This is a genomic window from Rufibacter soli, assembly GCF_054781795.1.
In genome coordinates this window covers 538,715-559,500 of record NZ_BAAGTS010000005.1, presented here as the reverse complement: position 1 = coordinate 559,500, position 20,786 = coordinate 538,715, and the positions used below count along the sequence as shown (strand labels likewise).

Annotated in this window: 16 protein-coding genes; 5 read left to right on the top strand and 11 right to left on the bottom strand. The window is 53.2% G+C overall.

Features of this window, described 5'->3' with window-relative positions:
* The first annotated feature begins 84 nt into the window (after positions 1–84).
* Together ACYVJQ_RS16665 and ACYVJQ_RS16660 are read left to right on the top strand one after the other, a co-directional pair.
* A complete protein-coding gene (locus ACYVJQ_RS16665; RefSeq protein ID WP_460894241.1) occupies positions 85–729 on the top strand; it encodes a Pycsar system effector family protein in 645 nt (214 codons plus the stop codon).
* 171 nt (positions 730–900) lie between these two features.
* The gene (locus tag ACYVJQ_RS16660; protein WP_460894240.1) at positions 901–2,325 is read left to right on the top strand and encodes a glycoside hydrolase 5 family protein; all 1,425 of its coding nucleotides are present in this window, start codon (positions 901–903) and stop codon (positions 2,323–2,325) included.
* A 112-nt stretch (positions 2,326–2,437) separates the two neighbouring features.
* On the opposite strand, the gene ACYVJQ_RS16655 is transcribed toward ACYVJQ_RS16660, so the two are convergent.
* The 8 genes from ACYVJQ_RS16655 to ACYVJQ_RS16620 all read right to left on the bottom strand — a co-directional run bounded on the left by ACYVJQ_RS16655 (position 2,438) and on the right by ACYVJQ_RS16620 (position 15,209).
* Positions 2,438–2,635, bottom strand: coding sequence for a hypothetical protein (locus ACYVJQ_RS16655; protein ID WP_460894239.1), 198 nt, complete (start codon positions 2,633–2,635; stop codon positions 2,438–2,440).
* A gap of 258 nt (positions 2,636–2,893) precedes the next feature.
* A complete protein-coding gene (locus ACYVJQ_RS16650; protein ID WP_460894238.1) occupies positions 2,894–3,445 on the bottom strand; it encodes a gamma carbonic anhydrase family protein in 552 nt (183 codons plus the stop codon).
* Between the two features lie 234 nt (positions 3,446–3,679).
* On the bottom strand, positions 3,680–6,088 hold the full coding sequence (locus ACYVJQ_RS16645) for a hypothetical protein (RefSeq protein WP_460894237.1): 2,409 nt from the start codon (positions 6,086–6,088) through the stop codon (positions 3,680–3,682).
* 4 nt (positions 6,089–6,092) lie between these two features.
* The gene (locus ACYVJQ_RS16640) at positions 6,093–7,163 is read right to left on the bottom strand and encodes a DUF4249 domain-containing protein (RefSeq protein ID WP_460894236.1); all 1,071 of its coding nucleotides are present in this window, start codon (positions 7,161–7,163) and stop codon (positions 6,093–6,095) included.
* Positions 7,164–7,169: 6 nt separating this feature from the next.
* Positions 7,170–9,872 (bottom strand): TonB-dependent receptor, encoded by a 2,703-nt coding sequence (locus ACYVJQ_RS16635; protein ID WP_460894235.1) that lies wholly within the window; start codon positions 9,870–9,872, stop codon positions 7,170–7,172.
* Between the two features lie 149 nt (positions 9,873–10,021).
* Positions 10,022–11,002 (bottom strand): radical SAM protein, encoded by a 981-nt coding sequence (locus ACYVJQ_RS16630; RefSeq protein ID WP_460894234.1) that lies wholly within the window; start codon positions 11,000–11,002, stop codon positions 10,022–10,024.
* Positions 11,003–11,909: 907 nt separating this feature from the next.
* Entirely contained in the window at positions 11,910–14,381 is a 2,472-nt protein-coding gene (locus ACYVJQ_RS16625; RefSeq protein WP_460894233.1) for a TonB-dependent receptor, read from the bottom strand.
* A 120-nt stretch (positions 14,382–14,501) separates the two neighbouring features.
* Positions 14,502–15,209, bottom strand: a complete 708-nt coding sequence (locus ACYVJQ_RS16620; RefSeq protein WP_460894232.1) for an endonuclease III domain-containing protein — start codon at positions 15,207–15,209, stop codon at positions 14,502–14,504.
* 95 nt (positions 15,210–15,304) lie between these two features.
* Between ACYVJQ_RS16620 and ACYVJQ_RS16615 the strand changes: the two genes are divergently transcribed.
* Positions 15,305–16,024 carry an MBL fold metallo-hydrolase gene (locus ACYVJQ_RS16615; RefSeq protein WP_460894231.1) on the top strand — a complete coding sequence of 240 codons (720 nt, stop codon included), beginning with the start codon at positions 15,305–15,307 and terminating at the stop codon, positions 16,022–16,024.
* Positions 16,025–16,128: 104 nt separating this feature from the next.
* Positions 16,129–16,767: a DUF2238 domain-containing protein gene (locus ACYVJQ_RS16610; RefSeq protein ID WP_460894230.1), complete on the top strand. Its 639-nt coding sequence runs from the start codon at positions 16,129–16,131 to the stop codon at positions 16,765–16,767.
* Between the two features lie 78 nt (positions 16,768–16,845).
* On the opposite strand, the gene ACYVJQ_RS16605 is transcribed toward ACYVJQ_RS16610, so the two are convergent.
* From ACYVJQ_RS16605 to accD, 3 genes are all read right to left on the bottom strand, one after another.
* Complete coding sequence (locus ACYVJQ_RS16605; RefSeq protein WP_460894229.1) at positions 16,846–17,508, bottom strand: hypothetical protein; 663 nt, start codon at positions 17,506–17,508, stop codon at positions 16,846–16,848.
* 145 nt (positions 17,509–17,653) lie between these two features.
* Entirely contained in the window at positions 17,654–18,370 is a 717-nt protein-coding gene (locus tag ACYVJQ_RS16600) for an OmpA family protein (protein ID WP_460894228.1), read from the bottom strand.
* A gap of 191 nt (positions 18,371–18,561) precedes the next feature.
* Positions 18,562–19,452 (bottom strand): acetyl-CoA carboxylase, carboxyltransferase subunit beta, encoded by an 891-nt coding sequence (gene accD / locus ACYVJQ_RS16595; protein ID WP_460894227.1) that lies wholly within the window; start codon positions 19,450–19,452, stop codon positions 18,562–18,564.
* A gap of 565 nt (positions 19,453–20,017) precedes the next feature.
* On the opposite strand from accD, the gene ACYVJQ_RS16590 reads away from it, so the two are divergent.
* On the top strand, positions 20,018–20,728 hold the full coding sequence (locus ACYVJQ_RS16590) for an OmpA/MotB family protein (RefSeq protein WP_460894226.1): 711 nt from the start codon (positions 20,018–20,020) through the stop codon (positions 20,726–20,728).
* Positions 20,729–20,786 lie beyond the last annotated feature (58 nt).

The following is a 20,786-nucleotide window of genomic DNA, read 5'->3' as shown; positions in this document are numbered from 1 at the left end:
CGGTTGGCAGTAAGGTTTGCCTCCTCTCAACTGTTGGGCAAGCCCAGCAGCCATCATCAGTATCTACTTAGCAAAACCAGCGCAATGGCTGACATGAACGAGGGCCTAGGAGGCCCCGACGGGAAAATAAAAAAAGACAAGTCTGAGCGGTCGCGGAGGGGCGTGGACACCATGTTCCGGATCACGGCCGCCAACCAGATGCGCCTAAGCGATATGGCCGATAACAAGGCGCACATTCTGCTCACCATCAACTCCATCATCGTGTCCATTCTGCTTTCAGTGCTGTTCAGAAAGCTGGATACGGAGCCAGAGTTGATAGTGCCCGGCATTCTATTTCTGCTCACCTCCTTGATCACCATGGTGCTGGCCATTCTGGTGACCATGCCCCGCATCAAGAAAAGCCCTTCGCCCCAACAAGAGCCCCACAACGCCCATTCTGACAAAATTAACCTCATGTTTTTTGGAGACTTCCATAGCATGAGCCTGCTGGAGTATGAGAACGGCATCCTGGACCTGATGTCTAAAAACAAGACCCTCTACGGAAGCATGATCACAGACAATTACTTCTTGGGTAAGGTGCTGCAACGGAAATACACCAGCCTGCGTTTTGCCTACTTCTTTTTCATGGTAGGCTTCATCGTGTCTGTCTTGTCCTTTGTGCTCATGCAAATAATGTTCATGGACAGCAACAGCCCTTTCATGCGCTTCATCAACCAGTTTATAGGGTAATCCCGCCCGGGGCAGGCGGCCTCCGGACAACCGCTTTCCTCTTTTTGTACCCTACAAGCCTTACTCTTTAAGGTTTACAGAAACTAGTGCCGTACCTTTGCACAGTAGGTTCCCGGGCAGGCAGGCTCTGTTTCTGGCACTGCCGCCCTCTTTTTCCGGAACCTGGCTTTGATGATGCTTTCCCCACTTTCAGCGCCTGCCATTCCCTGGGTACAGGTGGCCCCAGACGCTCCCTATTTTATCACCGACGATGGCCTGCCCTGGACCCCGGTTGGCCAGAATGACGCCATTACCTGGCCCGAGTTGGAAGGCCTTTTCCGGCGCAAGAACCTGGCCGCGGTAGAAGAATACCTGGTGTACCTCACTCAACACGGCGTCACCTGCCTACGGCTCATGCTGGAGTACGCCCAAGGCGAAAACCGCTATTTTGAGAAGCCAGTGGGCCGATTTCAACCCAACATGGTGCGGCTATGGGATGACCTCTTCGCGCTCTGCGCCAAACATGGCCTACGTATTTTGCTCACCCCCTTTGACACCTTCTGGATGTGGCGGCGCTGGAAACACCACCCCTACAGCCAGCACCAGGGCGGGCCTTGCGCTGGCAGACGCAAACTTCTGTTGTGCCCCCAGACCGTAGCGGCCATTAAGGCCCGGCTTACTTTTGTGGTGGAGCGGTGGGGCGGCAGCGGGGCGCTCTTTGCCTGGGACCTCTGGAACGAGATGCACCCTACCCACATGGGCAACAGCGTGGCGCGCTTCCCGGCCGTGGCCGCTGAGCTGAGCCAGCATGTGCGCGAGCTGGAACTTCAGCTGTACGGCAGGTCTCACCCGCAAACCATTTCCCTTTTCGGGCCGGCCTTGCACACGCACCCAGACCTGGCCGATACTATTTTCCGGCACCCGTTGCTAGATTTCTCCAGCACCCATTTCTATGACCCCGCAGTTCTGGACCACCCCAGAAACACCATTGACCCCGCCCTGAAAGTGGGCGAACTGGTACGCGAGGCCTTAGCGCATTCGCCGGCCAACCGGCCCTTCTTTGACAGCGAGCACGGGCCCATCCACTTGTTCAAGAACCGGCGCTACACGCTGGCCACAGGGTTTGACGAGGAGTGTTTCAGGCATATACAATGGGCGCACCTGGCCTCTGGCGGGGCGGGCGGAGGCCTACGCTGGCCTTACCGGCACCCACACACGCTTACCCCCGGCATGCGCCAGGCCCAGAAAAGCATGGCCGGTTTCCTACCCTTCATCCACTGGCCCACTTTTACCCGCAAGAACCTCAACCAGGAAATTAAGATATCTGAGGCAGGTTTTGCGGTGTTTGGATGCGCCGATGACCGGCAGGCGGTGGTGTGGCTGCTTCGCCATAACGCTCGCTACCAACGCAAACGCCTGGTAGACCCGGGCGCCCCAGCCCTCTCAGTAGATGTGCAAGTCCCTTTTTTGCAGGAGGGCAGTTATCAAGTATCTGTCTGGGAAACCCTGGCGGGAACCTTGCGGGAGCAATTCAAGGCAGAGGCTAAAGCTGGAATGTGCCGTTTTACCGTGGTCTCAGTGGGGACAGACATTGCCCTGGCTATCACTAAACTATAAGGTACCGCCCATGCTTGCTGTGCCAGAAAAAGTAATTCTGTTTTAAGCCCGATTTCTGAAAAACTGCCTCAAAACAGAACGTCGGGCCCCGTAGTGGGACCCGACGACTTGATTAGTGGTTTTTGGTGGTGTCCGCCGGCAAACTAACTGAGTCAATGCCTCCGTCGGCACCCTCTACCATGTCCTCAGAGGAAGTAGTGCCGGTATTCTCGGCGGGTCCTTCGCCGCAGGCGGTAAAGGCCAAGGAAGCCACCGCAAATGCGGCGAGCGCCATCTTAGCTATGTTCTTGCTGATCCTTTTCATAGTCATGCGTTTAGGTGAAAGATAAGCCTCCTTCACAGAAGCTTCTCTCTCTATACGCATCTCCCGTAGGCACTGTTAAAAACGGCAATCCTCTTCCTAAGCGCTTCTTCCTGAAGGTCTTTCCGTTTGCCTGCGCCGCTACCAGCTGCGTTGCTTCTTTAACCAAGTTAAAAATCAAAAAGCCCTTTCCCGTTTTAAGCCCGTTTTTCTGAAAATGGGCTTAAAACGGGAAAGGGCTTTTCTAATAAAATGGAGAGGAAGTCCTTATTTGTTATCCGGGCTGGTGGTCTCTGGTATTTCTTTTCCGTCCTGGAACCAGCTGGCGTACATCACATAATTATCAGCGGTTTTGGCCATGCCGGATATCTGGTCCTGGCTTAAGGCTTTCACTTTTTTGGCGGGTACCCCGGCATAGATATGGCCGCTCTCACAGATGGTATTCTCCAACACCACGGCCCCGGCCGCCACAATACAATACTGCTCTACTACGGCATTGTCCATGACAATGGCACCCATGCCAATCAAGACATCATCCTGTACGGTGCAGCCGTGTACCAGCGCATTGTGGCCTATGCTCACGTTGTTGCCTATAGTGGTTGGGGCTTTCTGGTAAGTACAGTGAATCACGGCGCCGTCCTGGATGTTGGTTTTGTTCCCGATGCGGATACGGTGCACGTCTCCCCTGATTACGGCGTTAAACCACACGGTGCACTGGTCGCCCAGTACCACGTCGCCTACAATAGTGGCATTGGGGGCAATGAAACAATCATTACCTACCACCGGGTGGATACCTTTCACGGGAAGAAGCAAGGGCATGGCAATTTTAGTTTAGGTGAAGCATTAAAATCAGAAACAGGCAACGGCACCAAAGATAACTGGTAGCACGCCATTCTAAGAAACGCCAAAGCCGTTTTGGGCCTATTTTTCTAAAAACAGGCCCAAAACGGCTTTGGTGTTGCCTCTGCGGCCCCTCCCACAAAAGTCTCCTGTAAATGATTTACCTGCAAAGGGCTTACTTATTTATAGGATCATCTAAGGGAAAAGCCTAGTCTAAAAGGAAGCCACAATGGTAAATACCTGGCGCTGCGAACCTACCAGCCCCTTGGGGTGATATGCCTCTACTTCCACCTCAAACTCTCCTACGTCATCTGAGGTATAGAAAACCAGGGTAGCAGCACCTGCGGCGTTGGTTTTAACTGCCGGGGCCCAATACAGCAGGCTTCTGAAGTCTGGGTCGGGCCGGGGCAGCGTATACTCATAGGAAGGCGTCTGGAACGTAAAGGGCGTTGTCAGGCCGGTCCAGGTAAAGGAGTTGTTGTCCTGCATTTCCTGGGGTTGGGGGTACGGCGGGTGAGTAGTGATGGACAAGACCCCGTATCTGCCAATCAACCCTATGTTACTAAGCTTGCTTTGGGTATAGAAAAGGTCAATTTGCTTAATGGCAGCGCCGGGCAAGTTCAACACCCACTCATTGTTAGAGACAGGTTGGCCGTTCACCAGGTACAAAGGATGCTCTGGATACCGGGCGCCGGCTTTTTCAGGGGAGAAAATGCGTACTTCTTTCACCTGGCCGTTCCCTACCACACTGGCCAAGGGAATGGTTTCCTTTACCATGTCCGCCAGGTCTTTAAAAGGAGTATACTGGCTTAGATCATACGACTTATCCGGGCGACCCAGCGCACCCAGTAGGGCAGACGGTATGGTGTCTGGCGCAGCGGTTTGGGCTTGGGCCTGTTTCCTCGTGAACAGCAAATGGGCTTGTTCCCGAATGGCTGCCTGCCGCAGGTATAGGGCCTCCTGTTCGGTTACCTTTAGGGGTAAGGGCGCTACTGGCTCTACGTTCGGCCCCTGGGCCCATTCAATGACGGCCTCCTTCAGCCTGAGGCCTCCACGCAGGACCTCGGTCACGTAATGCCCGGGGTTATTGAATTCCAAGGACTGAAAGGAAAAGTGGCCTGCGCCATCTGTCACCTGAAACATAGGTTCGGTGCTGGCGCGGCTGTACAGAAGCACCGTAGCCGCAGGCAGGGGGCGTTGGTTGGCATCTAAAATCCGTCCTGCTAAGGTCATCCCAGCGTAGGGCTGGGCGGTAGCGGGCTCTTTAGGTTCCAGGTTTTTCCCCGGTAAAACCACAGTGGGCGCACCCTCCACCAGCAAGGCCCATTCCTGGGTAGACTGGAAGGCCGGGCCCGCCCCTAACTCCGCCAGCGGGTACGCGGGTACTGCTCCTTTGATAAACTCCGCCTCCATAGCCTGGTTTTGCACTTGCCCGCGGGTACGCACCACAAAAGACAAAGACGCTTCTAAGGGCTTCCCGGCGGCATCCGTCACGTGGGCGGTCAGGCGCACCGGCTCCCTCCGGCCATAGCTTACCCGGTCTGTTTTCAGGTGTACTTTTACTTGTTGCAGATGCCCAAAGATGAGATACCGCTCGGCCTCTATCTGATCCCTGGCATTGGTCACGATCATTTTTAAAGGGCCGGCGGGTAGGCTCTGCCGGGTTATCTTGAGCAGGACGCCTTGCGGCTGGGTTACTTTCGTTCCCAGGATCATTAACTCCCGGTCACCGGCCATCACGGTTACCCGCACATTTTTATCTGAGACGTTTTTTAGCCAGTTGGGGCTTGGCAGCAACTTGATCTGTAGCAGACTATCTGTGGTAGCAGAAATCCGCAGGGCAATACCTAGAGGTTCTACTGCGGGCAGCTTTAGCAATGCCGGGACTTTCTGGTTTTCCAGCGTTATTTGGTAGGCCCCTGCTTCAGGTGGGGTAAGCAGGATGAACCCCTGGCCGTTCGCATCTGTCTGGAAGCTGGTGATGCTACCGTCTGATGCGGTGATGTTCCCTGTTGCTGCCGTTGGGGTGCCGTTCTGGTCTGTTGCTTTAAGGGCCAGTTTATTTTCTACGCCGGCAATGAGTCGGCCGCCCTCGGGGAAGCCTTCTAGCGTCACAGAGCTTACAGCAGACTCCTCAGCCTTCGCTTTTTCTGTGGCCGGTCCCAATACCCTTATCCTTTGCCTGAAAATCCCTTCTTTTTCCCCTGCCTGGCCAGCCCCATACGCGGTTACCTCATATTGGCCCCGGGCCAGGGAATCTGCCAACACAAAGCCACCCACGGCCATGCCTTGCACTATCGGAAACCGGAGATGCTGTGACGTGGCCCTGGAAGAAGTCTTAAAACTCACCTCTAACACCTTGCTGTTGGCAGAGGCCTGCAAGGAACCTTCTTTCACTATAAATGCCTTAAACCTCACCGTGTCACCGCTGGCATAAAAGGGCTGGGAAAACCGCAAGTGCACCTGCTCCCGCCCGTTGGGAGGTGCCTGGCGCGCGTCTTTATCTGGCTTAGGCAACGCCCAAACGGTGCTACTTTCCAGCAAAGTGAAGAGCAGAACCAGGAACACAACCTGCGGGGACAGCTTCCTATAACGGGGTTTCATTGATACAAAAAGGCTCATGCGCTTACCAGAAAGATGGACGTATCTCTGTACTGAATTTAATAGTGCGGCAATCATCCGGGTACTTCAGCAGGCCGGGCACCTGGGGCACTTCGTCGCGGTTCACAAACACGGCCTTTCTGGTGACCGCTGAGGCACCAAAATAACCGAATACCGGCTCCTGGGGATTGGCCGTGTTCTGCACGTTGCCTTTGGCATTGGCCGGGGGTGGGTCCAGCACAGAGCCAATGCCACGGGTCTGAGCAATAAAGTCTTCCCAGAAATCATACCCCGTTTCTGAAAGGGAATATTGCACCGCCTCTACCCGTAACCGCACGTTAATGGTTTCACCGGTAAGGGGCACAATACCCACTGGCTGCCTGAATTTATTACCGTTGAATAAGCGGTCTGCCCCTACCACCATAAGGTTGGTGGTATCATAGACCCAGCAGGTTTGGCAGCACTTTTTAGGTTTAGGGATGGGTTCACTGCCCAAAGGAGGCACCTCTTCGTAGTCCCAGGGCTGGGTAGATACCTCGTAAATCGCTTCCCACTCCCAGCGGTAGAAGTTTTTGGCGTTGTCTGGGTCTTTGGCTTGCACAAAGGCCTCAAACCGCTGGTTGGCTATAGGCTCTGCCCCGCCGTCAAAGACGGGCTTCTTCTGGAATTCAAGCTGCAGGTCCTCAATGGGTGCCACGGGGGCCAGCACCTCGGCTGTAGAGCGATAGGTACGGCCATCTTTTAAGGTAACGGTTAACGTATAGACACCTCCTACCCGGCCCCGCAGACCATTTGGGCTTGTCCTGAAGATGCCCAGGGCTTGCTCTTTCAGTACCTCGTGCGCGCCTCGTTCATCTGTAATTACCACCTGCGCGCCCTTTACGCCTTCTTCCTTTTTGCCGGTGGGCCGACCATAGGGCACCGTCATCTGCAGTTTCACGGTGTAGGGGCCGGGTTCATCTGTGATGAGGCCCTGCACTGCCAGATACCTCACTTCCTGGGTAGGTTTCAGGTCTACCGGGTCTACGCACCCCCCCAGCAGAAAGCACAGTAGCCCTATTAAATATTTTGCCAGACCAATGTTTTGCTTATGCATAGGGGATTAAAATTTAAAGTCATAGGTGATAGAAGGCAACGGAACGCCTACCACAGAAAGCCGGTAGGCTTGCGGGGCGGCGTAGGCATCATCCCTGAAGAAAACAGAGTAGGCGTTGCGGCGGGCATACACATTATAGACAGATACGTTCCAGCGGCCTTCCCATTTCTTATTTTTCTTGTGGCTGGTTTCTATGGTCATGGAAAGGTCCAACCGGTGGTAAGCCGGAATGCGGGCTTGGTTTCTATTTCCGTAGATAGGTACGGTGTTGCCCTCCATTTCATATAAACCAATGGGTGTTGTGGTAGGCCGTCCTGAGCTGAACGTGAAATTAGAAGCAAAGCCCAACCTTCTGGTCAACTGGTAATTGGCCACCAGAGACAGGGTATGCGGCTTGTCATAGTTGGTAGGGTAATAGGCCCCCTGGTTGATCTTCTCCTCTTTGAAAAATCCGTTCACCTGCAGCTCAGACCGGGAATAGGTATAGCTTACCCACCCAGTCAGGTTGCCTTCCCTTTTGGAGAGCTGCATTTCCAGGCCATAGCCTCGCCCGTTCCCTGGTATCAGTTCTGCCTCTACGGCTGGGTTCAGCCACAGTTCAGCCCCTTCTTTGTAGTCCAGCTGATTCTGTATTTTCTTGTAGTAGGTCTCCAGAGAGAACTCTATTTTGTTGCCCCCAAAGTTGTGGAAGTAGCCTATGGACCACTGATCGGCGAGCTGGGGTTTTAGGTAGGTATTGCTGGACTGCCAGAAGTCAAGCGGAGCTACCGCCATAGCCCCCGAGACCAGATGGGTATATTGCCGCATGCGCTGGTACCCCGCTTTCACCGAATTGGCCTCTGTAAAGCTGTACTTAAGCGAGGCGCGGGGCTCCAACCCATGGTACGTGGCTATGGCGCTGCCTGCCCCATACTGTAAGGTGTCTGCAATGGTGCGCTGCTGCCGGTGCTGGGAAGGGTCATAGAGGTAGACCTCACCCGGGCCCCGGTTCTGGTACAGGGAATAGCGCAGGCCCAGCATGACCGTCCACTGTGGGGTAATGGTAAATTCACCACTCATGTAAGCGGCTGTTTCCAGGGCCTGGTCTTTGGGCAGGACCAATTCATTAATGGCAGATCCAGCTTCGGTAGGTTTTAATTGACCAGGCTGAAATCCATACCGGGTGGCTTCGGCCCCGAAGTTGAATTGGTGTCTTTTAGCATCATAGACAAAGGCTGCCTTCAGACTCCCCGACCAGATGCCGTTGCTGAACTCAGAGGCATTGCCCAGGCTTTTGTCTGTGATGGCAAACCGGTACTTGCTGTATACTCCGCTCAATGAACCCTGCAGGTTGTCACTGAAGGTGTGCGTATGTTTGAGTGAGACCCCGGTGTTCTCCCAGGAGTAAATACTGTCTTGAGTAAACCCGAAGGCATCATGGCTGAAATAGCCGTTCAATGTCAGGTTATCTTTGGGGCTGAAGGTATGCTTGACACTGGCGTTACCGTCATAGAACATGGCATGGCCTTCCTTCAGGCGCTTATCTTTGAGCGAGTGCAGCAACCAGTTAGGGTACGCAGCCCGGCCGGCCACCAGAAAAGTGGTTTTCTCAGAAAACAGCGGGCCTTCCAGGGCCAGGCGGCTGGTGATAGGGCCTATTCCTCCGGTTCCCGTCAGTTTACCGCCCTTTCCTTCGCGCTGCTGCACCTCCAGCACCGAAGACAACCTACCGCCATACCGCGCCGGAATACCGCCCCGGTAAAAGGTTAGGTCTTTGACCACGTCTGGGTTGAAGACAGAGAAGAAACCAAATAAGTGAGAAGGGTTGTATATGGGAATCTGGCCCATTAACACTAAGTTCTGGTCCGCACTCCCACCCCGCACGTTAAAGCCCGAGGAGCCCTCCCCCACCGAGCTCACGCCCGGCAGCAGCAGCACGCTTTTGACCACGTCTACCTCCCCCAAAAAAGTGGGCATTTTCCGGATGACGCCCATATTGAGTTTGTTGGCCCCTACCTGCACGCTGTTCACGTTGCTGTCGCCGGGCCGGTCTCCCCTAATCTCTACTTCGTTCAGGGCAATCACACTCTGGTAAAGGGGCAGGTTCAGGGTGCCGGCGGCATAGAGGCCGATCTGTCTTTCCTCGGGTAGCAGCCCCACGTATTTAAAGGTTACCAGGTGCTCGCCGGTGGGCAAAAGCAGTCGGTAATTACCGTTGGCATCGGTTTGGTCACCCACCGCCAGGGCGGGTACCGCTACCGTGGCACCTACCAGCGGTTCATTGGTTTTGGCATTGGTAAGTCGGCCGCGCAGCTCTACCTTTTTAGTATCACTAACGTTTTTGGGTAACCCGAAGAGCAGGCGGGGTAAGGCCTTCCCCTGTTTGTCTTTGTACACCACCGCTGGGTGCGAGGCCCGCGAGGGGAAGATCACCACCGCGTAGGCATGGTACCAGGTAGCCTCCAATTCAGTTTCCGCTAACAACGCGGCCACTACCTGCCTTACATTTTCTTGTTCAAAATGGCCGGTCACGGTCACGTCTTTCACCCAATCTGGCTCAAAGTAAAAGCGCACCGGAGTCTTTTTTTGGATTTCCTGGAGCGCCTCCTGAAGCGGCGTCTTGCTAAATTCTCCGGTGAAGAACGCACTGTCTGGAACCTGAGAAAAGCCGGCCAGCGACACCAAAAGAAACAAAGCACACAACCAGAGCCGGAGTGGGGGAAAAAGCATACCTGAGGGAATGAGGGAATGGAGGAACTCTTATACTAGCTAACCCAAAGCAAAGAAAAATATACAGAATATACCATTCCAGGTATTGGTATATTTTAAAATAATTTATAAATGATTGGCTTTATCCGGAAGGTCACCCATGCAACCCCTTAGGAGAGCATTTTCTTCCAGGTGCCCTTACGAAGGTTATATTTAAGCGTGCTGGGCAGTGCTTTCCACCAGTAGCTGTTCAGTTCAACGGCAAAGCTGGGCTGCATGTAGCAGTTGATGGTACAACCCTCACAGGCCGGCAAGCGTCCCTCCTGCGCAATCAATTCTTTCACCTCTCTTGACTTGTAGAGGTCATACAGCTTGCCGTTGATGGGGAAGGTCTGCGCGCCCAAATGGTAGCACGGCAATACTAATTCATTCTCCGGAGAAATCACCAGCGTGGTGCTGGCGGCTTTGCAAACCGGTTTGTCAATGTGGTTGCCCCCGTCTTTGCGAAGTTTCACAAAAGCCTCGTTCATGTACACCCATTTCTGCTTGCTGAAGGTGACCAGGTAATCCAACTCGGCTTCAGAGAGTTGCTCACCGGTTTCTACCTGGTTGTACTCAAAGGCCGGGTTCAAAAGCAGCATGAGGTTGTTAGGCAGGCAGATTTCCTGGTACACCCGTTCTATCTGGTCCAGGTTATGCTTAAACACCGTGAACAGGATATCAGGCCGCTCGCCCAGGCTTTTGGCTACCTCAATGGATTGCAACACAAAGTCAAAGCAGGCTACTCCCCTACCCGTATCGTGCTCAGTTTTATCTGCGGAGTCCAGGGAGAAGTGCAGCATGTCTACCTTGCCTTTCAGGCGCTCGGCCCACTTGGGGTAGAGCAGTCCGTTGGTAGTTAAGGTGGTGATGAAGCCTAGCTCTTGCGCCACTTCCAGAAACTGGTCTATCTGCCGGTGCAGCAAGGGCTCCCCGCCGGTAAAATCAATCACGTTTACCCCCAGTTTGCGCAAATCCATTAGGTTTTGGCGCACGTCTTCCAACTGGATGTACGGCGACGGCTTCTCCCAAATGTCACAGAAGGAGCACTTGGCATTGCACCGGTACGTCACGTAGTAATTGGCCAGAACTGGGTGGTGGATTAAGCGCATGTGGGTTTTGTCAACGGAATGCCTTGGGGTTGCAAGGTACGCATTGCATACGTAATTTAGGTAAGGGGCGGTGATACCATGGATTTCTTCTCTTTATCGTTTTGGAGGTGTTTTTGGGAAAAGAGGCTTGAAACGGGTTTTTCTTTATTGGTGATTGTTAATTGCCGTTGCTGGTGTTCCTAGGGGCCAACGATTGAGACTGCTGTTCTATTTGCCATTAAGCCATTACTATCCACTACCTCCTTGCCAAGCCTGCAGGCTGGAGTCGCGGCCTACCCGCGTGTGTCACTTTTCTCCTTGATGAGAAAAGTAACCAAAAGAATCAAGAAGCCCCGAACTCGCTGCCGCTCAGACAGGCGGGGCTTCCTTTCAGTACCACCGGGCAAAAGCCTTCTGCTGCGTAGGGAGCTTACGTTATAGCTGCCTGTTCAGCCGCTGCTTGCCCTGCCCATGCTTCGGGCTACGCATGGCGGCCCTCCGCAAGGTGCGGGGCACTGGACTTGTTGCTGGTAGGTCCGTTGCAAGACCTTCATCGCCCGGTGGGCGGATTGGGCAAGGGCTGCTTGAGTTAAAGATGCCTCTACTCAGAAGACCTCGTAGCGTGCGCAGCTCCTACGAGTGTCTGTGCCAAAGGCCTTAACCTAGGCAGTAAGGTATTAGATCACGTTGTTGTAGGGACAGTGCTTGACCTGTCCGCTGCGGTTCTAACTGCTAGGCGCCTCTTCCCTGTAACAATACTATAGCACCATTTTGTAGCGGCGTTACACTGTAACGCCGTGGTCATGAGCGGCTCAGCAGAGGCAACTGGCATAGACGCTCGCAGCTCCTCCTGACTCTACGAGGTCTTTTGAGGGGGCGGGTTTGCGTTTTGGGCCTGTTTTCCCAAAAACAGGCCCAAAACGCAAACTTAAAACTCAAACACAAACCCGAAACTGGGCAGGAAGGTCACGTCGTCCTCGTCCAGGATAAGCGGAATGGCGTTGGAGCCGTTGGGTTGCAGGGGTTGGCCGTCGGTGGTGGCGAATCCGGTGTTGTCAACGTTGCGTTGGAAGGTGTATTGGGGCAGGGACGGGCCTTTGAAGCGGAAGATATTCTGGATGTCCAGGTACACGTCCAGGGTGGTGCGTTTGTAGTTCCACTTCTTATCTAGGCGCACGTCCAGTTGCTGGAACGAGCGCAGGCGTTGGGTGTTTAGGCGGTCATAGTCCAGCAGGCCGGTGCCCAGGGAAGCGTAGTTTTGTTGCGAGGCCTCCAGGTCAAAAGGCGTGTAGGGAGAGCCTCCGGCAAAACGGTATTTGCCGCCCAGCTCCCAATTCTTGCCAAACTGCCAGCCCAGCAAAGCAGATACTAAATGCCGGTTATCCCACGCCGAGGCGATGTACTTGCCTTGGTTCAGGCCGGTGAATTCGCTGCGCACCAGGGTGTAGGAAAACAGTCCGTACAGGCCGCTGGTGAGTTTTTGCTGGAAGAAGAACTCGGCCCCGTAGGCTCGTCCTTTGCCCACGCTAGCCACGGCCTCGTTTCCAATTGCCCCGAACTCAATGCCCTGGTTGGCCAATGACACGCCGTCGCGCACAGAGACCGGGTAATTGGCGTAGCGTTTGTAGAAGCCTTCCACGGTGAGGCGGTTGGCAATGGTAGGCAGAAACTCTACACCGGCCACATAATGCGTGGCTTTGAGGTAGTCGCTGTTCTTATTGGCGTAGGTACCTGAGGCATCTTTAAAGCCCAACACCGTGTAAATCGGTAGGCGGTAATAAGTACCCACGGAACCATTCAGTTTCCAGCGTTCGGCCAAAGAATAAGAGGCAGACAGTCTTGGTGACAGCGTCTCCAGTGGGTTGTTGCCATCAGCAGTGAACGAATTCATATCCGTGCGCACGCCCAAAGAAAGACTTAATTTGTCTTGTAGAAAGCTTCTAGAGGTTTGCCCATACAGGCCATAGCGGAAGAAATTGAGATTGGTATCAAAGTCCAGGACCACGCGGGGCTGCACCACATTGCCGTTTTGGTCCCGTACCTCTTGGCGTATCTGGCTGAAGAAGTTGTTGCTGTAGCCCACGTACTGCCCAATGGCCCCGTAAGAGAACTTCCAGCCGCCCACAAACTTGTTCACGTCCAGGCGCAGCTTGTTTTCCTTTTCCTGTGACCGCGCCTTAAGCACCCGGCGGGACTCTTCACCGTACTGCGCGTCTTCAAAACGGTCCAGGCGGTTCTCAAACACATTCCGGCTCAAAGACACCTGCACAAAACCATTCTCCAGAGAGCGTTTCAGGCTCGCCCCAACCGTGTAGTTCCATTGGTTAATGAGCGGGTTAGACCGCAACGCATATTCTTTTTCAGGCGAGGTTTCCTTGGGCACGGCAAAACTGAATTCGTCAATGGCGCCAATGCCAAGCGCCGTGATGGTGGTTTTGGCGTTTAATTGGTGTGTGACCTTGTACTGAAAATCCCAGTAGTTGGGCCTGATGGGCAAGTCAATGGCCTTGAAGAGCAACTGCAGATAAGACCTTCTAGCCGAGGCCAGAAACGTGGTCTTGGGCGCGAGCGGACCTTCCAAGGTACCGGCCAGTTCGGTGGCGCTCAGGCGCACGTTGCCCTGCAGGCGGTCGGGGTTGCCGTCGCGTTGCTTGAATTGGAACACGCTGGAGAGGGCATTGTCATACTTGGCGTCAAAGGCACTGGTGCTCAACGTTACGTCCTCAATAAACGACACGTTCAAGATACCCTGCGGACCGCCGCTGCTGCCCTGGGTAGAAAAGTGGTTGATGACGGGTATCTCAATGCCATCCAGGAAAAAGACGTTCTCGCCGGGCCCGCCGCCCCTGATCACGATGTCGTTCCGGAAACCGGCGCCGGTGCTCCCCGCCCCGGCCACGCCCGGCAGCGTCTGGATCACGCGGGAAATGTCAAAATTACCGCCCGGGTTGCTCTTGATCTCCTCGCTGCTCAAACTCTGGATAGACAAGGGCGTTTCAATGGAAGCCGCCCTGATAGAGCGGTCCAGGGTAATATTTACTTCCTGCAGACGGGTCTGGCTGGGGGTAAGTTCCAGGTTAAGCGTAAGGGCGTTGCCCGAGGTCACCGGCACATTGTACCGGATCACGGGTTCAAAGCCCAGGTAGGTGGCCTTTATGTTATAACTGCCCGTAGGCACGTTTTCCAGGCGGTAACGGCCCTGCACGTCGGTGGCCACGGCAAGGGTGGTTGCCTCCAGGCTCACGGTGGCACCAATAATGGGTTCCTGGGTGTTTTTATCGCGCACCACGCCTGTAATGCGCCCGGTGCTTTGGGCAGTGGCTACTATAGATGAAAGCGTAAAAAGACAGCCTAAAAGAAAGAAGATGCGGTTCATGTAAGGCAAAAGGAGGAAGTTCATAATAGGCAGATAACCTGCCAGCGGGGGCATTGTTTCGCATAGTTCGGTTTTTTCCCTGACAAGGTAACTACCCTGCGTTTTGAGGCTGTTTTCCTGAAAACGGGCTTAAAACGGAAACCGCTATTGGTCAATCCCTTTCAGGCGCACCTCAGCGTAGTAATTGCAAAGGTTCTGCAGCACGCATACCTCGCATTTGGGCTGGCTCCAGGTACATATTTTCTGGCCGTGCTTGAGCATGTGGCGGTGCAGGTTATACAAGACCAGGGCGTCTTTAGGAAGCAGGTCTAAGATGATCTGGTGTGCTTTGTCATGGGTGACAGTGGCCCCAATAATGCCTACCCGCTGACTAATGCGGTGCACGTGCGTGTCTACCGGAAACACCGGCTTATGGAAATTGAAGAGCAGCACCAGGGTAGCGGTTTTCAGGCCCACGCCGGGCAGGGCCATCAACCAGGCCATGGCCTCAGGCACGTCCAGGTCTTGCAGAAAGTCCAGGGTAAAATCGGGGTGGTCCTGCTGAATGATCTTGAGCGCTTTCTGGATATTGACCGCCTTGGCCCCGGGAAACTTGGCCGGCGACAAGGCATCGGCTAGTTCTTCTACGGGAGCGTCTATGACCTCTTGCCACGAAGGAAACCGTTCCAGCATCTGGAAGTACGCCTTCTCCTCATTGGCATGGGTGGTGCGGTGCGAAAGCATGGTGGAAATAAGCTCGCGCATGGGGTCGCGCCGCGGGTGGCCGGAAAGATGCCCGAAGACCTCATTCAACCTGAGGTGTATTTCCCATAGTTTCTGAGCCGGCGAAAGGGCCTTATTTTCTTCCGTCATAGATTTTTTCATCCTAAACGAGACAAAGGGGGCAAAGTTTACGTACTACAGTTTTTAACTAAAGGCAGAAATTATATAACATATACTGCACCTATATGAAATTAACCTTCTTAGGGACAGGTGGGGCTTTTGACGTGGCCTACGGCAACTCGGCGGCCCTGGTAGAATTCAGGAACCATACCCTTCTGTTGGATTGTGGATTTACCGTTTACCCTACTTTGCGGCAGTATAGCCTCACAGACCAGGTAGAGTATATTCTTCTTACGCACCTGCACAATGACCACATTGGAAGCCTGGCCACGCTGCTGCTGCACCGCCGCTATTTCAACCCCGAAAGCCGGCCCATTATCCTGTACCCAGATGATGACTTCCGGGATGAGATTTTTGAGTTTCTCCGGTTCCAGCTCCAGAAGCCAGATAAATACGTAGACTTCACACCCGTCTCTGAATTTCCCGGCATTACCGCCATAGACACGTTTGGCCTGCACGCAGACCAGCTGCAAACCTATGCTTACCTGTTTGAGGACACCAACCAGCGCCTGGTTTTCTCCGGGGACCTGGCCAAGCCAGAGACCCTTTTTGCGCTGCTGCGGGGCATGCCCCCTAAGGCCACCACGGTGTTCCATGACATCTGTTTCTCAGAAGAGAACGTAACCCATACCTATTATAAGCGGTTAATTCCCCTGTCCAGGGATTACAAGATTTACGGCTACCATTGCAACCCCGAGGAGGCCCCCCAAGACAACCCTTTCCCGCTGGCCTACCACCAACCCGAGTTCATGCTGGCGGCCCACATGCAGGTGAGTGCCCAATAAGGCAAACTTCCTTACCGTCAATTCTTTTCCTTCCGGGCGGGCGCCCATAGGCAGACTTTGCCCACCTTCTGCTATCTTGCGTAGCATCCAACCCTATACTTTGCATGGCCTTCACCTTTGCTACAGACCAAGACCACACCCATTTTCGCCAAAACCGCTTACTTATTGCCTACGCCATCATCTTTGGGCTGTTCTGGACCTATACCGGTTTTCATACCCCAGACCTGAAAAACTGGTGGCTGGAAAACACGCTTACCTTCACGGCCATTATTCTATTGGTGGTCTTCTATAAATATTTCAGGTTCTCAGATTTTAGCTACACCTGCATTTTCCTGTTCATGATGCTGCACGTTTATGGCAGCCAATACACCTACGCCGAAAACCCCTTCGGTTTCTGGGTGAAAGAGCAGCTTAGCCTGGAAAGAAACCATTATGACCGCCTGGTCCACTTCTCCTTTGGCTTCCTGCTGGCTTACCCCATGCATGAGGTCCTCTGGCGCAAAACCAAGATGCGCCCTCTGTTCACGTATTTACTGCCCATAGACCTAACCATTAGCCTGGGGGCCTTTTATGAATTAATAGAATGGGCAGTGGCCGATGTCTTCTTTCCCGCCCAGGGTATGGCCTACCTGGGCACGCAGGGCGACATTTGGGATGCCCAGAAAGACATTGCCATTGCCATGGTGGGGGCCATTATCACCATGGGCGTGGTGACATTAGCCTTTCATGAAAAACGGAAATAGCCTTGCTGTTTCGGGCCTGTTTTTCTAAAAACAGGCCCGAAACAGCAAGGCTATCCACAAGGGTATTCTTCGCTTAGATTACTCCGGCTTGACTTTTATGTCATTGCCCTCAATCTTTACTTTGCCTTGGGCGGTCTCAATCTTGGTCTCTTCCGGCGAGATCTTGATCTTGGTGGGGCCTGACACGAATTTCACTTCTTTAGAGGCCCTGCGGTAATAGTGCTGCCGGGTCATCCAATAGTTTTTCAAGCGCGCCAAGGGCATCTGCGAAGATAGCCGCGCGTCTCTGGCTAGGGCTTTCTGCAACTGTATGGCAGTAGGCCGCACGTACTTTTTCCGAGTAGGGCTGGCCTTGGTAGTAGAAGAAGCACTGGAAGAGGATTTCCTCTCAGTGGAAGTAGTGGTAGTGGTAGTAGTTCCCTTGGAAGCGCTGCTAGAACCGTTGTTTTGGTTAGTGCTGTTTACTCCTGCGTTACTAGCCGTTCCGTTACCTGCGGTGCCCTCTTCTCCGTCCACGGCACCTTCCACGGGCTCCCAGGCATTATCTTCATATTCGCCGTAGGGCGAGGTTTCGCCTTCTGTAAAGGTGGTGTCAATTTCCACGGAGTCTGGCTCCAGCACCAGCGTATCCCCTACCGACGTCTCCGGCAAGGCGGCAATTTGTTTGTCTTTTACTTTCTCACAGGCGCCCAGGGCTACCAGCACCAGCAGTAAGGATAGGGTTCTAAGTTGTTTCTTCATCTTCCGTTTTGTTGGTATCCGGTTGTAAACGGGAGAAAAGGCAGGAAGTTGGACAAGGCAAAGATGGTCCCCGGGTTTTACCCCGGATAAAGGGCACAAAAAAAGGCTAACCTTTCGGTTAGCCTTTCCTTTAAGCTAATTAAAACTAGTATTTCACTTCACCACGCTCAGCGGCTTTTTTGAGTTCTTCACTAGCGAAGATAGCTACCTCTACACGGCGGTTCTGCTGACGGCCAGCGGCAGTAGAGTTATCAGCCACCGGCTGGGTTGAACCATAGCCACGGGTCTGGAAACGGCTACGCTCCACCCCTAAAGAGGCAGCGTAATCTGCAACTGACTGGGCTCTGCGCTCAGACAAAGGTTGGTTGATGGCGTCAGTACCGGTGTTATCGGCGTGACCTTCTACCAACACGTTAGTGCCTGGGTATTTCTTCAGGGTCTCGGCTAACTTGGCAATATCAGTTTTAGAAGAAGCCTGCAGGGTAGCAGAGTTAGTGGCGAAAAGCAGACCGGCATCAAAAGTTACTTTAATACCTTCTCCCACACGTTCTACCTGGGCATTTTTCATTTCACGCTCCAGTTCCTCGGCTTGCTTGTCCATTCTACGGCCAATCACAGCACCAGTGGCACCCCCAACGGCGGCTCCAATAATGGCCCCACGAGCCGTGTTACCAGTGGCTTTACCAATGATACCACCAAGAACGGCGCCGCTACCGGCACCAATGATACCACCTTTGGCAGTTTTGCTCATGCCTTTCTTTTCCTGGGTAGTAGTGGTGCTGGCCTGCTCGCTTGATTTACACGAGGAGAAAAGCAAGCTGCCTACTAGTAATGCTGTGAATGATCCTTTTAATACTCTCATAGTCTTGGTTTTAGGTTTAAAAAGTAGAACTTTTGGGGTTTAGTTTCTGGGTTACATACTCATTTCCGGCTGAAATGGTTAGCAATAACACCTAATCTACATAGGCTACCAATAATAATCATGCCAAAAAAAAGCCTGCCACGTTTTTCTTGACAGGCAATTTTAAAGGCTATAACGGCACCAATGAAGCTTTATTTTGCCGCTGCTTTTTTTGCAGTGGCTTTGGGCTGCGGGTTGGCCTGTTGCAACATGCCCAGCAGATTAGAGATGCGTTGTTTCAGTTCCTTGCGGTGCACTATAAAATCAAGGAAACCGTGCTCCAATACAAACTCGGCGCTCTGGAACCCCTTAGGTAGGTCTTTGCCAATGGTTTCTTTGATTACCCGTGGGCCGGCAAAACCAATAAGGGCCCCGGGCTCAGAGATATTGAAGTCGCCTAGCATGGCAAAAGAAGCCGTTACCCCGCCGGTGGTAGGGTCTGTAAGCAGGGAAATATACGGTACCGCCTCCTCAGAAAGCAGGGCTAGCTTGGCCGAGGTCTTGGCCATCTGCATCAAGGAGTACCCGGCTTCCATCATTCGCGCACCGCCAGATTTGGAGATCATCAGGAACGGGATCTTGTTGGCGCGGGAATAGTCTATGGCGCGTGAGATTTTCTCCCCTACCACAGACCCCATAGAACCACCAATAAAGTTGAAGTCCATACAGGCCACCACCAGGTCCAGGCCATTGATTTTGCCGTGGGCCGTACGCACCGCGTCTTTCAATTGGGTTTTGCGCTGGGTGGCCGCAATACGGTCTGGGTACGGTTTGGTGTCTACGAAATTAAGTGGGTCTGAAGAGCTCAGGTTCTCATCCAGTTCCTCAAAGGCGTTGTCATCAAATAGCACCTCAAAGTACTCCTGTGAGTTGATGCGGTCATGGTAGTTGCATTTGGCGCAGGTGAACAGCTGCTGGCGGTGCTCTGCCGTGCTAATCACGGTTTTGCATTCCGGACACTTGTGCCAAAGGCCGTCCGGGGTTTCTTTTTTATGCTCCGTGGGGGTGACAATCCCTTTTTCTACTCTTTTAAACCAAGCCATATATTGCTTTTAAGGTCTTTTTCAACAATGAAGCCTCCCATGCGAAACCGCAAGCGGCGTTTCTGATAAACGTGCAAAGATAAAAAAGAAACGCAAGCGCCCTACTCTCCCTTTCCAGAAAGCCCCGGCCGCGGGTCCATTGAGTTTCTTTACCGGGTAGCCCACTAAAAGCCAGCTGACCAAAAAGCCTATGGCAGTAGCCCAACTGGCTTCTTGGCCGCCTTTCCAGGTTTGCTTTTCCTGCGCCCGCTAAAGCGCCTTTATTCCCTCTGCATTAGAATAATACAAAGCAGGCTTAATCCTCTTAATAAACCTGGTTTTAGTAAGCCTTTTTCTAAAATAAATTAGTAAATAATTAACTACAATTCCCTAATTCACTTACTATAAAAGACCATGGTTTACAGCATGTTACCAACAAAACAGAAGATAACTTGCCGCAATTGGGCAATTATTCCTTAATTGCGGCCGTTTCAAGCACAGGGCTTCTATAGACAGGCCCTACGGTGAATAACGAATTTACCGTCATTCCATTGCCACTTTTATTACTATATAATTTCTTATAACTATGAAGAAAACACGTTTCGCCTCTTCCGCCTCTGCCTTGATTTTAGGAGTAGCTTTACTTGGTTCTTGTGTCTCCTCTAAGAAATACAAAGAGCTGGAAGCAAGCAAAAACGCGCTGGAGCAAGACAAAGCCGCCGCGCAGCGTAGCCTGGAGCAAGCCAATGCAGATCTGCGTGACCGTGATGCCAAACTGGCCCAGTACCAGCAGCAGATTGCCCAGAAAGAAAGAATCCTGAACGAGCTTAGAACTTCTGTGAATGAGGCCCTGGCCGGTTTCAAAGAGCAAGGCCTTACGGTGGCCATCAGAGACGGCAAAGTGTATGTGACCATGCCAGAGAAACTCCTGTTTGCCACGGGCAGCACCAAAGTAAACCCCAACGGACAGTCTGCTTTGGGCAAACTGGCTAGCGCCATTAAGTCACAGCGTGACACGGAGATCATCATTGAAGGCCACACCGATGACGTAGCCGTATCTGCTGCCAACGTGACCTACAAAGATAACTGGGACCTGAGCGTGCTGCGCGCCACTGAGATTACCCGTCTGTTGATCAACAACGGGGTGCCGCCGCAAATGGTGATGCCGGCCGGCCGTGGCCAGTTCAGTCCTGCCGCCATGACCCGCACCCCAGAAGCCCGCCAAAGCAACCGCCGCACAGAAATCATTCTGGCGCCTAACTTTGAGAAGATCCTGAAACTGATTCAGACCAACTAATTGATGTGCCTCCGGCCGAAAGCTGGATATAAGACATATTAGAAAAGAAGCCGGGCCT